The organism is Agrococcus sp. ARC_14, assembly GCF_022436485.1.
Taxonomy (GTDB): domain Bacteria; phylum Actinomycetota; class Actinomycetes; order Actinomycetales; family Microbacteriaceae; genus Agrococcus.
The window spans coordinates 1777196-1791071 of the sequence record NZ_JAKUDO010000001.1; the positions used below are offsets into that span (position 1 = coordinate 1777196).

12 protein-coding genes are annotated in these 13876 nt (G+C 70.9%); 3 read left to right on the plus strand and 9 right to left on the minus strand.

Annotated features, from left to right (window positions below; translation table 11 throughout):
- Window positions 1-6: 6 nt before the first annotated feature.
- The 5 genes from MKD51_RS08755 to MKD51_RS08775 form a co-directional block, all read right to left on the minus strand.
- Window positions 7-1539 carry a methyltransferase gene (locus MKD51_RS08755; RefSeq protein ID WP_240239932.1) on the minus strand — a complete coding sequence of 511 codons (1533 nt, stop codon included), beginning with the start codon at window positions 1537-1539 and terminating at the stop codon, window positions 7-9.
- A 29-nt stretch (window positions 1540-1568) separates the two neighbouring features.
- Window positions 1569-3710 (minus strand): 3-hydroxyacyl-CoA dehydrogenase NAD-binding domain-containing protein, encoded by a 2142-nt coding sequence (locus MKD51_RS08760; protein ID WP_240239933.1) that lies wholly within the window; start codon window positions 3708-3710, stop codon window positions 1569-1571.
- Window positions 3710-4915: a thiolase family protein gene (locus tag MKD51_RS08765; RefSeq protein ID WP_240240897.1), complete on the minus strand. Its 1206-nt coding sequence runs from the start codon at window positions 4913-4915 to the stop codon at window positions 3710-3712. The genes MKD51_RS08760 and MKD51_RS08765 overlap by 1 nt, the downstream gene beginning before the upstream one ends.
- Window positions 4916-4987: 72 nt before the next feature.
- The gene (locus tag MKD51_RS08770) at window positions 4988-6181 is read right to left on the minus strand and encodes a ribonuclease D (protein ID WP_240240898.1); all 1194 of its coding nucleotides are present in this window, start codon (window positions 6179-6181) and stop codon (window positions 4988-4990) included.
- A 70-nt stretch (window positions 6182-6251) separates the two neighbouring features.
- Window positions 6252-6848, minus strand: coding sequence for a DUF3000 domain-containing protein (locus MKD51_RS08775; protein WP_240239934.1), 597 nt, complete (start codon window positions 6846-6848; stop codon window positions 6252-6254).
- A gap of 22 nt (window positions 6849-6870) precedes the next feature.
- Between MKD51_RS08775 and MKD51_RS16335 the strand changes: the two genes are divergently transcribed.
- On the plus strand, window positions 6871-8049 hold the full coding sequence (locus MKD51_RS16335; protein ID WP_240239935.1) for an alpha/beta fold hydrolase: 1179 nt from the start codon (window positions 6871-6873) through the stop codon (window positions 8047-8049).
- Window positions 8050-8051: 2 nt separating this feature from the next.
- Here MKD51_RS16335 and MKD51_RS08785 read toward each other — a convergent pair whose 3' ends face one another.
- Together MKD51_RS08785 and MKD51_RS08790 are read right to left on the minus strand one after the other, a co-directional pair.
- A complete protein-coding gene (locus MKD51_RS08785) occupies window positions 8052-8477 on the minus strand; it encodes a SufE family protein (RefSeq protein WP_240239936.1) in 426 nt (141 codons plus the stop codon).
- The gene (locus MKD51_RS08790; RefSeq protein ID WP_240239937.1) at window positions 8474-9364 is read right to left on the minus strand and encodes a sulfurtransferase; all 891 of its coding nucleotides are present in this window, start codon (window positions 9362-9364) and stop codon (window positions 8474-8476) included. Before MKD51_RS08790 ends, MKD51_RS08785 begins: the two co-directional genes overlap by 4 nt.
- 120 nt (window positions 9365-9484) lie before the next feature.
- On the opposite strand from MKD51_RS08790, the gene zapE reads away from it, so the two are divergent.
- Window positions 9485-10489 (plus strand): cell division protein ZapE, encoded by a 1005-nt coding sequence (gene zapE, locus MKD51_RS08795; protein WP_240239938.1) that lies wholly within the window; start codon window positions 9485-9487, stop codon window positions 10487-10489.
- A 30-nt stretch (window positions 10490-10519) separates the two neighbouring features.
- Here zapE and MKD51_RS08800 read toward each other — a convergent pair whose 3' ends face one another.
- Window positions 10520-11752, minus strand: a complete 1233-nt coding sequence (locus tag MKD51_RS08800; protein ID WP_240239939.1) for a Na+/H+ antiporter NhaA — start codon at window positions 11750-11752, stop codon at window positions 10520-10522.
- Window positions 11753-11896: 144 nt separating this feature from the next.
- Between MKD51_RS08800 and MKD51_RS08805 the strand changes: the two genes are divergently transcribed.
- Window positions 11897-13123 (plus strand): ammonium transporter, encoded by a 1227-nt coding sequence (locus tag MKD51_RS08805; protein WP_240239940.1) that lies wholly within the window; start codon window positions 11897-11899, stop codon window positions 13121-13123.
- A gap of 72 nt (window positions 13124-13195) precedes the next feature.
- Here the strand turns inward: MKD51_RS08805 and MKD51_RS08810 are convergent, their stop codons facing one another.
- Window positions 13196-13873 carry an SDR family oxidoreductase gene (locus tag MKD51_RS08810; RefSeq protein WP_240239941.1) on the minus strand — a complete coding sequence of 226 codons (678 nt, stop codon included), beginning with the start codon at window positions 13871-13873 and terminating at the stop codon, window positions 13196-13198.
- Window positions 13874-13876: the final 3 nt, after the last annotated feature.

A 13876-nucleotide genomic window follows, 5' to 3' on the forward strand; every position in this document is an offset into this window, starting at 1 on the left:
CGCCGACTACGCGGTGAGCGGCCGCAGGAAGCCGGTCACGACGAGCTCGCGCACGCGCGGCAGCAGGTCGGCAGCCAGGATCGCCTCATCGACCTCCAGCAGGCCCGCGATCGCGCCGATCAGCGCGCCGATCAGCGCGCCGATCGAGAGCTCCCCGTCACAGGCGCCCACGAGCGCAGCGAGCGCGGTGTCGACCGACAGCGTGCGTGCGAGCGCACCGCCCTGCCGCAGCTCGATCACGTTCGGGCCGGCCGCGCCCGGCAGCTGATGGCGCGCCTCCGTGACATCCGCAGCGGTCATCAGGTGCTCGTCGGCGAGCGCCGCGTCGTCGAGCGTCGCGAGCCAGGCCGCATCGTCGAACGCGGCGGCGAGGTGCGCCCCCGCGTGTTCGAGCTGCACGGCCTGCGGCACCCGCTCGAACCGTGCCATGTCGGTGACGGCGCGCGCGCCGGCCGCGCTGTCGGGCGCGCGCAGCGCGAGCCAGCCCATGCCGATCGCGGTGACGCGACGGTCCTCGAAGTCGTCGAGCCAGGCGTCCAGCAGGTGATCGTGGTCCGCATCGCGGGGGAGCGTGCCGCCGTCGCGCAGCCACAGCGCTGCGTACCGCACGGGGTCGAGCGACTCCCGCTCGATCGCCCAGACGGCGAGCGCTCCGCCAAGCCACCCTCGCACGCGATCGAGGCCGTCCTCAGCGCCGATCGTCTCCCAGTTGCCGAGCAGCCGCGCGTCCCCACCGGGATGCAGGTGCTCGGCGAGCCCGCCGACGACCGAGGCCATGAGCGCATCCCCCGCGGCGCCGCCGTCGCGGTACTCGTACTCCGGGACCCCTGCCGTGCGCGGGGTGATGACGAACGGCGGGTTCGAGGCGATGAGGTCGAAGCGCTCGCCGGCGACGGGCTCGAACAGGGAGCCGTGGCGCGTCTCGATGCCGTCGATGCCGTTCAGGGCAGCGTTCAGCTCGGTGAACCAGAGGGCGCGCTCCGAGATGTCGGTCGCGACGACCCGCGAGGCGGTGCGCCGAAGGTGCAGCGCCAGCACGCCGCAGCCGGTGCCGAGGTCGAGCGCTGACCCGAGCGTCCGCTGCGGCAGCAGTGCGGTGAGCGTCCTGGCGGCCCCGCCGACGCCCAGCACATGATCGGGCCGCAGCGGCCAGACGCCCGCCAGCTCATCGAGGTCGCTCGCGATCCACCAGGAGCCCTCGCCCCGCGCGTCGCGGTAGGCGTGCGGCCGGATGGCCACGAGCGGCGCGACGGTCTCGCCGCGGCGCTCGGCGACGCCGAGCGCGACCGCACCTGCAACGCCGAGCGCCGGCAGCGCATCCGCCATCTCCTGCTCGGTGACCGTGTCTCCGAGCCAGAACGCCCGCAGCAGCGTCGAGAGCGGCCCGGGGTTGTCGAGCGCAGCCCGGCGAGCCGGCTGCGCCACCGTGCGGGTCAGCGCTGCGTCGGCATCGGCACCGATGGACGCGAGGACGCCCCCGCCCGTGAAGCTCGCTGCTGCGAGATCTCGGGCGAGGGCGTCGACGAGTGCACGATCCATCGTGCCAGTCTGTCGGATGCCGGGCCGGCTCAGGCCTTCGGGCCCGCGATCTGCGGGTCGTGGAAGGTGCCGCCGAAGGCGCGCTGCGAGGCGCCGGAGCGGTCGAGGAACGGCGTGATGCCGCCCATCTGGAACGGCCAGCCTGCGCCGAGGATCATGCACAGGTCGATGTCCTCAGCTGCCTCGACCACCTCGTCGTCGAGCATCCGCTTGATCTCGTCTGCGAGGCCGTCCTCGATGCGCAGACGCAGCTCCTCGACCGAGAGCGGCTTGGCGCCGGCGGGTGTGTGCTTCGCGACGATCTTGCGAGCGCGCTTGTCGATGCCCTTGGACTCGCCCTTCGAGTCCTTCTCGAGCAGGATGCCCTGCTCGGCGAGCTCGTGGAGCGCCTTCGACTCGAAGAAGCGGTCGGGGAACGCGCCGTGATGCGTGTCGAGCACGTGCGCGCCGACCTTGAGGCCCACGAGGTCGAGCAGCACGAAGGGGTCCATCGGGAAGCCGAACGCGCGCTGCGCGGCGACGACATCCTCGAAGGACGAGCCCTGCTCGACGGCGTGCATCGCCTCGCCCAGGAGCTTCGCGAGCACCCGGTTGACCACGAACCCGGGGGTGTCCCGCGTGATGACGGCGTTCTTCTTCAGATCCTTCGCGACGCGCATCGCGGTCGCGAGGGTCGCGTCGTCCGTCGACGGGGTCTTGACGACCTCGATGAGCGGCATGACCGCGACCGGGTTGAAGAAGTGGAAGCCCACCAGGCGCTCGGGGTGCGCGAGGTTCGCACCGATCTGCTCGACCGAGAGGCTCGAGGTGTTCGTCGCCATGACCGCGGTCTCCGACAGGTGCGGCTCGACCTCGGCGAACACCTGCTGCTTGACGCTCAGCTCCTCGAACACCGCCTCGATGACCCAGTCGCAGTCGGCGAAGTCGGCCTTGTCGACCGTGCCGGTGATGAGCGCGCGCAGGCGGTGCTTCTCATCGCCCGAGATGCGGCCCTTCTCGGCCAGCGTGTCGATCTCGCCGTGGATGCCGGCGACGGCCTTGTCGACGCGGGCCTGGTCGAGGTCGGTGATGATCACCGGCACCTGCAGGCGGCGCACGAACAGCAGCGCGAACTGGCTGGCCATGAGTCCGGCGCCGATGATGCCGACCTTGCTGACGCGCTTCGCCAGCGCCTTGTCGGGGGCGCCAGCGGGGCGCTTCGCCCGCTTCTGCACCAGGTCGAAGGCGTAGATCGATGCGACGAACTGGTCGCCGGCGATGAGCTCGGCCAGCGCCGCGTCCTCCGCGGCGAAGCCGGCCTCGCGGTCGTTCTTCTTCGCCAGCTCCATGATGTCGAGCGCGCGGTAGGGCGCGAGCGCCACGGTGCCGAGTCGCTTCTCGAGCGTCTCGCGGGCGATCTTCAGTGCGATCGGCCACTTGACGGTGCGCTCGAGCGTGCCGGGCGCGTGCTGGCGGTCGACCTTCTTGCCGCCGAGCACCGCGTCGGCCCACTGGATCGAGGCCTCGAGGTAGTTCGCCGAGCCGAAGATCGCGTCGGCGATCCCGAGCTCGAACGCCTCCTGCGGCTTCAGCACCCGGTTCTGCTTCAGCGGGTTCTCGATCACGACCTTGAGGGCGCGCTCGATGCCGATGAGGTTCGGCAGGATCGTCGCGCCGCCCCAGCCGGGGAGGAGGCCGAGGAAGGTCTCCGGCAGCGCGACCGCGGGTGCGGCGGCATTGATCGTGCGGTAGTCGGCGTTGAGGCCGATCTCGAGGCCGCCGCCGAGGGCGAGCCCGTTGATGAACACGAAGGTCGGCACCGGCGCCTTGTGGAGCAGGCCCAGCACGCGGTGGCCGAGCTTCGGCAGCTCGGCGGCCGTCGCGCGGTCGGGGAGCTTGGTGACGTTCGAGAGGTCGGCGCCTGCGGCCAGGAAGTAGGGCTTGCCGGTGACGGCGATCGCGTCGATCTCACCCTTCGAGGCACGGGAGCGCTGCGTCTCGAGCGCGTCGCCGAGCTCGAACAGCGTCTCGGGCCCCAGCGTCGACGGACGCGTGTGGTCACGGCCGTTGTCGAGGGTCAGGAGGGCGAGGGTCTTGCCGGAGGCGAGACGCACGTCGCGCACGTAGCTGTGCGTGACGACCTCGTCGAACTCGGCTGCTGCGAGCAGCGGGAACTCGTCGCGGATGGCCATCAGTTGCCCTTTCCGTAGCGCTTGTGGTTGGGGTTCTCCCAGATGACGGTGCCGCCCTGGCCGAGACCGACGCACATGGCGGTGACGCCGTAGCGCACGTCGGGGCGCTGCTCGAACTGGCGGGCCAGCTGCAGCATCAGGCGCACGCCGGAGGAGGCGAGCGGGTGGCCGATGGCGATCGCGCCGCCCCACGGGTTGATGCGAGCGTCGTCGTCGTCGATGCCGAAGTGATCGGTGAACGAGAGGATCTGGACCGCGAAGGCCTCGTTGAGCTCGAACAGGCCGATGTCATCGATCGCCAGCCCGGCCTTGCGCAGCGCCTTCTCGGTCGACGGCACCGGGCCGATGCCCATGATGTCGGGCTCGACACCGGCGAAGGCGAACGAGACCATGCGCATCTTGGTGGTCAGGCCCAGCTCCTTGGCCGCGGAGGACGACGCCATGATCGACATGGTCGCGCCGTCGTTGAGGCCGGATGCGTTGCCCGCGGTGACGCGGCCGTGCTCGCGGAACGGGGTCTTCAGGCCCGCGAGGCCTTCCAGCGTCGTCTCCGGACGCGGCGCCTCGTCGGCGCTCGCCAGGCCCCAGCCCGCTGCCGAGGGCGTCGCGACGGGGATGAGGTCGGGCTGGATGTTGCCGGCAGCGAGCGCCGCTGCATACTTCTGCTGCGAGCGCATCGCGTAGCGGTCCGCACGCTCCTTGGTGAGCTGCGGGAAGCGGTCGTGGATGCGCTCGGCCGTCTTGCCCATGTTGAGCGCATCCATCGAGACGAGCTTCTCGCTCACGAAGCGCGGGTTCGGATCGGCGTCCAGACCCATCGGGTGGCGGCCCATGTGCTCGACGCCGCCGGCGATGGCGACGTCGTAGGCGCCGAAGGCGATGCCGCCGCCGACCGCGGCGACCGCGGTCATCGCGCCGGCGCACATGCGGTCGATCGCGTAGCCGGGCACGGTCACGGGCAGGCCGGCGAGCATGCCGACCGTGCGGCCGAGCGTCAGGCCCTGGTCGCCCGTCTGTGTGGTGGCTGCGATCGCCACGTCATCGATGCGGTCGAGCGGCAGGCTCGGATTCCGCTCGAGCAGTCCTGTGAGCGCCTTGACCGCAAGGTCGTCAGCACGGGTGCTCCAGTACATGCCCTTTTCGCCCGCACGCCCGAATGGGGTGCGGACGCCGTCCACGAACACGACGTCGTCGTTGGCCACGATGCCTCCTGATTGGGTGATTGCGGCACCAGTGTAGGAAGCGCGGCGATGGGCTCGCCCTGCGGTTGCCGCTTCCTACGAGTCGGTGTCGGGGGCCTCGGGCGGCGCTTGGTCCGCCTCTACAAATGCAGCCGCGATCCTCTGTGCAGTCGCGGCAACCTGCCACGGCCGTGCCTCGCGATCGCGCAGCACTTCGGCGACACCTTCCGGCGTCGCCTCGGTCGGCTCCCACGCGACACGCCGCAAGGTGTCGGGCATCAGCAGGTTCTCCGCAGGCATCGACAGCTCGTCGGCGACCTGCTGCACAGCGGTGCGCGCGGCCTTCAGGCGCGCATCGGCTCCGGGTCGACGACCCTTCCAGAAGCGCGGGGGCGGCGGCTCGTCCGAGCGCACCCGCAGCTGCGGCGGCTCCTCGCTGCTGCGACCGCGCTCGATGGCCGCCCACCAGCGGTCGAGCTCGCTGCGGCTGGCCCGGCCGCTGAAGTCCTTGCGCGCGGCGAGCTTGCCCTTCGCCACGAGATCCGCAGTCGCGGCCGCCAGCAGCGAGCGGTCGGGCACCAGCCGCCCGGGTGCCGTGTCGGTCGAGCTCGCGAGCTCGTCGCGGGCCAGCCAGAGCTCGCGGGCCACGGCGAGCTGGGTGCGGTCGCGGATGGTGTGGATGCCGGAGAGTCGACGCCAGGGCTCCGCGGGCGGCGGCTTCGGCCTGCGCTCGAGCGCGTAGGCGAACTCCTGCTCGGCGAGCTCCTGCTTGCCCTGCTCCGCGAGCTCCGCTGCCAGCGCATCGCGCGCATCCGGGAGCACCTCGACGTCGAGCGCCGCGTACTCCAGCCAGGCGTGCGGGATCGGCCGGGTCGACCAGTCGCTCGCGCCGTGCTCCTTGCGCAGCCGCAGGCCGACGAGGCGCTCGGTCACGGCGGCGAGGCCGACGCGCTCGAAGCCGGCCAGGCGCGCGCCGAGCTCGGTGTCGAACAGTCGCGTGGGCTCGAGGCCGACCTCGCGCAGGCAGGGGAGATCCTGGCTGGCGGCGTGGATGATCCACTCCTCGCCACCGATCGCCTCCTGCAGCACCGACAGGTCGTCGATCGCGGTCGGGTCGACGAGCACCGTGCCCGAGCCGCGTCGATAGAGCTGCACCAGGTAGGCGCGGGCGGAGTAGCGGAAGCCGTTCGCGCGCTCGGCGTCGACGGCAACGGGCCCGGTGCCGGCGGCGAGGCGCTCGGCCGCTGCACGCAGCGCATCCGCGTCGGCGATGACGTCGAGCGGGCCCATCGCCTTCGCCTCGGGCAGCTCGAGCGCTGGCTGCTGTGCCTCCGACTGCCCGGCCTCGGAAGCCTCGGCGTCAGCCACGCGTGCGCCGATGCGCATCGAGCCCGGTCGCGCCGGGCTGCACCGAGAGGCCGGCGATCGCGCACAGCAGGTCGGTCCAGGCGGTCAGGTGCGCGCCGAAGTCGTGCCCCGTCGGCGTCCACGAGGCGCGCAGCTCGATCTGTGCACCGTCGCCCTGTGCGGCGAGCTCGCCGAAGCCGCTCGAGAGGATCCGGGTGGCAGTGCCCGACTCGGAGTGGTGCTCGGCGCCGCGCTGCTCGAGCGCCTCGAGCAGGTACGTCCAGGTGACCTCGGCGAGGAACGGGTCGACGCCGATCTCGGTGTCCTGCGATGCCTGCGTGAAGCTCACGATGCGGAAGTCGCCGCCCCAGGCCTCTGGCTCCTCCGGGTCGTGCATGAGGATGAAGCGGCCGGTGCCGATGTCGGAGTCGCGGCCGTGCGAGGGCACGCCGACGTCGGCCGCGATCGCGAACGAATGCGGTGAGATGCGCCCGGGCGCGGGGATCTCGCGCACCGAGAGCTCGCTGCGGAGCTCAGCTCGCCGCAGCTGTTCGACGGCAGCGCGGAACGCCTCCGGCTCGGGGGCGGGTGCTGCACTGCTCGTGTCCACCTCGCAAGACTACGATTCCCCCGTGACACGAGGAGCGAGGCGCGCCGCCGCCGTCGAGCGGCACGGGGGACGGCTGGCGCTGATCGCGGGCGGTGTGGTCGTCGCGGGAGCGGCTCTGGCGGTCACGGGGGCGTCTGCACTGCTGGCCTCGATGCTGGTGACACCGCCTCGCAAGCAGATCGACGACATCCGGATCCTGGGCATCGATGAGCGAGGCGTGCGCCTGGGTCGCACGCCCGACACCGTGCTGCCCGGCATCTACGCGCTCTGGGTGGGCGAGCGGCTCGCCGTGCTCGGCGGCGTCGTCTCGCAGGATCCTGTCGGCGTGACGCGCGCGATCGACGAACGGTCGCGCGAGCTGCTCGCGGGCGTCGGCACCGCGCGCTGGTCGGGCTATGCGCTCTACAAGCCGCGACAGGTGACGGATGCGGTGGAGCGCGTCGACGTCGCGACCGAGGTCGGGCTCGCACCCGCGTGGATCATGGGCGACCAGGGGGCCACGACATGGTGCGTGCAGGTGCACGGCCGCGGCGTCACCCGGCGCGAGACGGTGCGCGCCGCTCCCATCTATCTGCAGCGCGGCATCCCGGTGATGGCCGTCTCCTACCGCAACGACACGGAGGCACCGCCCAGCAGCCACGGCAAGTACCGCCTGGGGCTCGACGAGTGGCGCGACGTGGAGGATGCGATCGACTTCGCCGTCGCCCGTGGCGCCGAGCGCATCGTGCTGCAGGGCTGGTCGATGGGCGGGCAGATCGCGCTGCAGGTCGCCCGCCGCTCACGGCATCGCCGCCGCATCGTGGGCGTGGTGCTCGACTCTCCCGTGGTCGGCTGGCGGCCGACGCTGCAGCTGCAGGTGGCGCTGGTGAAGATGCCGGCGTGGCTCGTCGACACAGCGGTCGGCCTGCTGGAGTCACCCGCAGCGGCGTTGAGCGGCAGCCGCAGCCTCGACTTCGACGAGCTCGACAACGTGCTGCACGCCGACGCACTGTCGCAGCCCGTGCTGCTGCTGCACTCGGCCGACGACGGCTACGTGCCGCCGGATGCCTCGAGGGCGCTGGCGGCGGCGCGGCCGGATCTGGTCGAGTACCACGAGTGGCGCACCGCCCGGCACACCAAGCTGTGGAACCTCGACCGCGCGCGCTACGAGCACGAGATCGGCGCCTGGCTCGACGAGCGCGGCATCGCGGCGTTCGGCTGAGGTCAGGTCTCTCGACTGCGGAGCTGCCGCTGGATGCGGCCCAGCATCCCCACCATGCCGCGCAGCCGCAGCGGCGACACGACCCGGTCGAGGCCGAGGGCGCGCGGGAAGTCGCTCGGCACGGCGAGCGCTGCGTCGACGGTGACGCCCTCGAGACCCTGCGCGAGGATCGACGCGAAGCCCCGGGTGGTCGGCGCCTCTTCTGGCGCGGTCGCGTGCACGTGCACGATGCCGTCAGTCACCTCGACGAAGAGGAAGACGGGGGACTGGCACTCGGCGACCCGCTCGAGCAGATCCGGGTGGTCGGCGTAGTGCTGGGGGAGCGCCGGCAACTCATCGGCGAACTCGAGCAGCAGCTGCAGGCGGTCCTGCTCCTGCATCGCGTGGAAGTCGGCGACCGTCTGCTGCAGCGCGGGGGTAAGCGTCATCGGCGCGGCGCCTCCCCAGGCTCTGCGCCGACGGCGATCGGCACGCCGACGAGCGAGCCCCACTCCGTCCAGGAGCCGTCGTAGTTGCGGACGCCCGGCAGCCCCAGCAGGTGGGTGAGCACGAACCAGGTGTGGCTCGAGCGCTCGCCGATGCGGCAGTAGGCGATGACGTCGTCGGCGTCGCGCAGCCCTGCGCCGTCGAGGTAGATCTCCTCGAGCTCCGCTCGCGAGCGGAAGGTGCCGTCCTCGGCGACGGCGCGGCCCCACGGCACGCTCGCGGCCGTCGGGATGTGGCCGGCGCGCAGCGCACCCTCCTCCGGGTAGGCGGGCGCGGTGGTGCGCTCTCCCGAGTACTCCTCGGGGCTGCGCACGTCGACGAGCGGCTTGCCGAAGTGGTCGAGCACGTCATCGCGGAACGCACGCAGCGTCGCGTCGTCGCGCTCGACGACCGGGTACGCGACGGCGGCGCGGCTCGTCGCCTCGCGCGTGATCTCGCGACCCTGGGCGATCCAGGCATCGCGACCGCCATCCATGATGCGCGTGCTCTCGTGACCGTAGAGCGCGAACACCCAGAGGGCATACGTCGCCCACCAGTTGGCCTTGTCGCCGTAGAAGACGACCGTGGTGTCGCGCCCGATGCCCTTGCTGCCGAGCAGCGCTGCGAATGCCTCTGGCGAGACGTAGTCGCGCAGCACGGGGTCGTTGAGGTCGGTGTGCCAGTCGATCTTGACGGCGCCGGGGATGTGCCCGACCTCGTACAGCAGCACGTCCTCGTCGGACTCCACGATCACCACATCCGGGTCGTCCAGGTGTGCTGCCACCCATTCGGTGGACACGACGCGCTCGGGGGCGGCGTACTGCTGGATGCGAGCTTCGGACTCGGACACGGGGGCTCCTTCTGCGCGACTGCGGCTGCAACTCTGGCCTGAAGTAGGCTCGTACGAGGCAAACGCCATCCTCCCACCGAATCTTCCGCGCGGTCCGACCGCGCGCACCAAGGAGTCCGCATGCCAGCACCGATCTCGCTCGCCGAGCGCAGCCCAGAGGTCAGCGCCGAGCAGATCGTCGCGAGCCTCGCACCGCCGCCGCAGTTCGACGGGGCGACGTTCGAGTCCTACCGACCCGACCCCGCGCATCCGTCACAGACAGAGGCGCTCGAGCGGATGCAGGAGCTGGTGACGGCGTGGACGTCGCCGAAGCGCGGCGGGCTGTTCAGGAAGAAGGCGCCAGAGGTCAAGCAGGGCATCTACCTCGATGGCGGCTTCGGTGTCGGCAAGACGCACCTGCTGGCATCGCTCTGGAAGGCGATGCCCGCGCCGAAGCACTTCGGCACCTTCATCGAGTACACGGCGCTCGTCGGAGCCCTCGGCTACGCCGAGACGGTGCGGCAGCTGCAGGGCTCGCGCATCATCTGCATCGACGAGTTCGAGCTCGACGACCCGGGCGACACGATGGTGATGACGCGCCTGCTCGGCGAGCTGGTCGCCGGTGGCACGAAGCTCGCAGCCACGAGCAACACGCCGCCGAACGCGCTCGGCGAGGGGCGCTTCGCCGCCTCCGACTTCCTGCGCGAGATCCAGGCGATCGCCGACCGCTTCCAGATCATGCGGATCGACGGCGACGACTACCGCCAGCGCGACATCACCGGCAGCGCGCCGACCGTGGAGTCCGACCGGCTCGAGCCGGAGCTCGCGGCGATCGAGGGCACGGTGGCGCTCGACGACTTCGACGCCCTCGTCGCGCATCTCGCGAAGGTGCATCCCTCGCGCTACGTCGGGCTCGTCAGGGGTGTGGATGCCCTCGGCCTGCGTGACGTGCGGGTGCTGACCGACCAGAACGACGCGCTGCGCTTCGTGGCGCTCGTCGATCGTCTCTACGACGCGCAGGTGGCGATCCGCTCGAGCGGCACGTCGCTCTCCTCGGTCTTCAGCGAGGAGATGCTGGATGGCGGCTACCGCAAGAAGTATCTGCGTGCGACCTCGCGCCTGGTCGCCCTGGCCAACCAGGTCTAGACGGCGCCCGCTGCGCTGAATCGGACACCGCTACTCGCTGTCCGTGCGGCGCAGGTACTCCTCGGAGTCGCGTGCCGTCCTCTCGGTGGAGTCGACCGCTGGGTACCGGCGACTGAGCAGGGCGATGTAGACGGCGCCCAGCACCGCGGAGATCAGCGAGCCGGCCAGCACGCCGAGCGTGCCCTCCACGATGAGATCCTCGGCCGAGCGATGCGCGAGCTCGTTCATGAGCAGCGCGACGGTGAAGCCGATGCCCGCCAACAGGGCGATGCCGATGAGCTCCGACAGCTTCATGCGGTCGGGCTTGGGCACCCGCAGCGCCGCCTGGCCGACGAGGCCGGCGATCGTGACGCCGAAGAGCTTGCCCACCGGCAGCGCGATGACGATCGCCCAGAAGACCGGGCTGAGCTCGCTCAGCGGCACCTGGGGGATGATGACGGATGCGCTGGTGAAGGCGAACAGGGGCAGCACGATGCCGTTCGTGAAGGGCTCGAGTCGCTCGCGCGCCGACTCCGCAGGTGCGGGGGAGAGCACGAGGCCCAGGAGCACGCCGGCGATGGTGGCGTGGATGCCGCTCATCGCGACGAGCCACCAGGTGATGAGCGCCACCGCGAGCAGCGCGATCCGGAGCGGCCAGCTGCCGCGCTTGCCGCGATAGATGCGGCCTAGCATCCAGAAGGCGACGATCCCGACGGCGGCGAGCCCCAGGTGCGGCAGCGAGACCGACTCGGTGAAGAACACCGCGATGAAGAAGATGCCGATGAGGTCATCGATGACGGCGAGCGCCAGCAGCAGCGCGCGCACCGTCGTCGGCAGGCGGCGGCCGAACAGCGCGAGCACGCCGAGTGCGAAGGCGATGTCGGTGGCTGTCGGGATCGGCCAGCCCTGCGCGCCGTCGGCGCCGGCGACGTTGAAGTAGATGATGGCGGGCAGCGCGACGCCGCCGAGCGCGGCGATGGTCGGCACGGCGGCCTTGGAGACCGAGTTGAGGTCGCCCTGCGTGAACTCATAGCGCAGCTCGACGGCGACCACGAAGAAGAAGACGACGAGCAGCCCGTCGGTCACCCAATGCGCTGCCGACAGGTCGAGCCCGAACACCGTGAAGGGCAGGTGCGCGTGCTTGAGCGCATCGAGGCCGGGGCCGAGCCCCGTGTTCGCGATCACGAGTCCCAGGATCGCCGCGGCCAGCAGGAGCATTGCCGAGACCTGCGGGTTCCGGATCCAGGAGAGCTGCATGCCCATCATCTTCCCACCAGCTTCCATGCCGGTTCCGACGTCGCGGCAACACGACCGAAACACCGAGCGCGCATCCGTAACCGTCTGGAAACCCACGCAGCACGGGTGGCGAAACGAGCGCGGGGGATGCTCGGGCTATCCCGTCAGGTTCACACCCAAGGAGTACCCCCAATGGATGCAGGAAGCATGGCCTTCGGGGTCATCGCGACAGCGCTCGTGCTGTTCATGACCCCCGGACTCGCGTTCTTCTACGGAGGCCTCGTGCGCTCCAAGAGCGTGATCAGCATGATGATGATGTCGTTCGGAGCCCTCGGGCTCGTCGGCGTGCTCTGGATCCTCTACGGGTACAGCATGTCGGCCGTCGACTCGCCCTTCGCCTTCTCGGGCAACCCGTTCAGCGACATCGGACTCGCGGCCATGGCTGCCGGCGAGAGCGCGAACACCGACTTCATCGGCGTCGCCTACGGCTCGACGTTCGCCATCATCACCATCGCGCTCATCTCGGGCTCGATCGCCGACCGCGCGAAATTCGGCGCGTGGATGCTCTTCGCGGGCGTCTTCGCCACGCTGGGCTACTTCCCGATCGCCGCGTGGGTGTGGGGCGGCGGCTGGGTGTACTCGCTCGGCGACCTGCTGGGCCTGCCGGCCGTCATCGACTACGCCGGCGGCACTGCGGTGCACATCAACGCCGGTGCGGCAGCGCTCGCGCTGACCTTCGTGCTCGGCAAGCGCATCGGCTTCACGAAGGGCGCGCACAAGCCGCACAACGTGCCCTTCGTGATCCTGGGCGCGAGCATCCTGTGGTTCGGCTGGTTCGGCTTCAACGTCGGCGCCGAGTGGTTGAACGGCCTCGGCAACGCGGGTCTCATCACGCTCAACACGATCGGCGCGACCGCGGCGTCGATCGTCGCCTGGATGATCGTCGAGAAGCTCAAGGACGGCAAGCCGACCTCGGTGGGCGCCGCCTCCGGTGCCGTCGCGGGCCTCGTCGCCATCACGCCGGCCTGCGCCAACCTGACGCCCGGCTGGGCCCTGCTGCTCGGCGTCATCGCCGGCGCGGTGTGCGCCCTCGCGGTCGAGCTCAAGTGGAAGCTCGGCTTCGACGACTCGCTCGACGTGGTCGGCATCCACCTCGTCGGCGGCCTCATCGGCACGCTCTACCTCGGCTTCTTCGCGACCGACACCGGCCTGTTCCTCGGCGGCGGCGCCGGTCAGCTGCTCGTGCAGCTGATCGCGGCGGTGGGCGTCATGGTCTACGCCTTCGTGATCGCGTTCGTGATCGGCTTCGCGATCGAGAAGACGATCGGCTTCCGCGTCAGGAACGAGGACGAGCTCGCCGGTGTCGACCAGACCGTGCACGGCGAAGAGGCATACGGCTACGAGCTCGAGCGCGTCTGACGGGCTGAGCCCGCACCAGGAGGTGCAGCGGGGGAGGGTCGGCGGCTGCCGGCCCTCCCCCTGTCGTTCTCGCTAGAGCGCCACGACACCGCGCACGCGGTGGCCGGAGGCGATCGACTCGCTCGAGACAGCCAGTCGCGGCGACAGCAGCATGACGATGAGATCGGCGACCTGCTGCGGCGTCGACTCGCCCGGCTTGCCCTGCGCGACCTCGAGGCGAGCAGATGCGCTGACAAGGCCCGGGTTGACGACGTTGACGGCGACGCCTGTGCCAGCGAGCTCATCGGCGAGGCTCTGCGCGGCGATGATGAGCGCGGCATTGCGCACGGCGCCGGTGATGTTGCCGGTGATGAGCGCGTTCTGGCCGCTGACGCCGACGATGCGGCCGGAGCCCGCTTCGCGCATCGACGGGATGACCGCGTTCGCGAGCCGGAGGAACGCCATGGCCTTGTCGTCGACCGCCTGCGCAACCTGCTCCGGGTCGCTCGCGCGCGCCGGGTCGAGCGTGTGCGCCGGTGGCGCAGCAGTCACGACGAGCGCGTCGATCCGCCCGTGCTCGGCGAGCACGGCGGCGATCGCGGCGGTGACGGAGCCGTCGTCGGTCCCGTCGAGCCGGATCTCTGCGTCGTCTCCGCGCGCTGCGGTGACGACGGTCGCGCCCTCTGCGCGAGCCGATTCGGAGACGGCGCTGCCAATGAGGCCGGTGCCGCCGACGACGAGGATGACGTGGTCGTTGAGGTGGAGATCCATGTC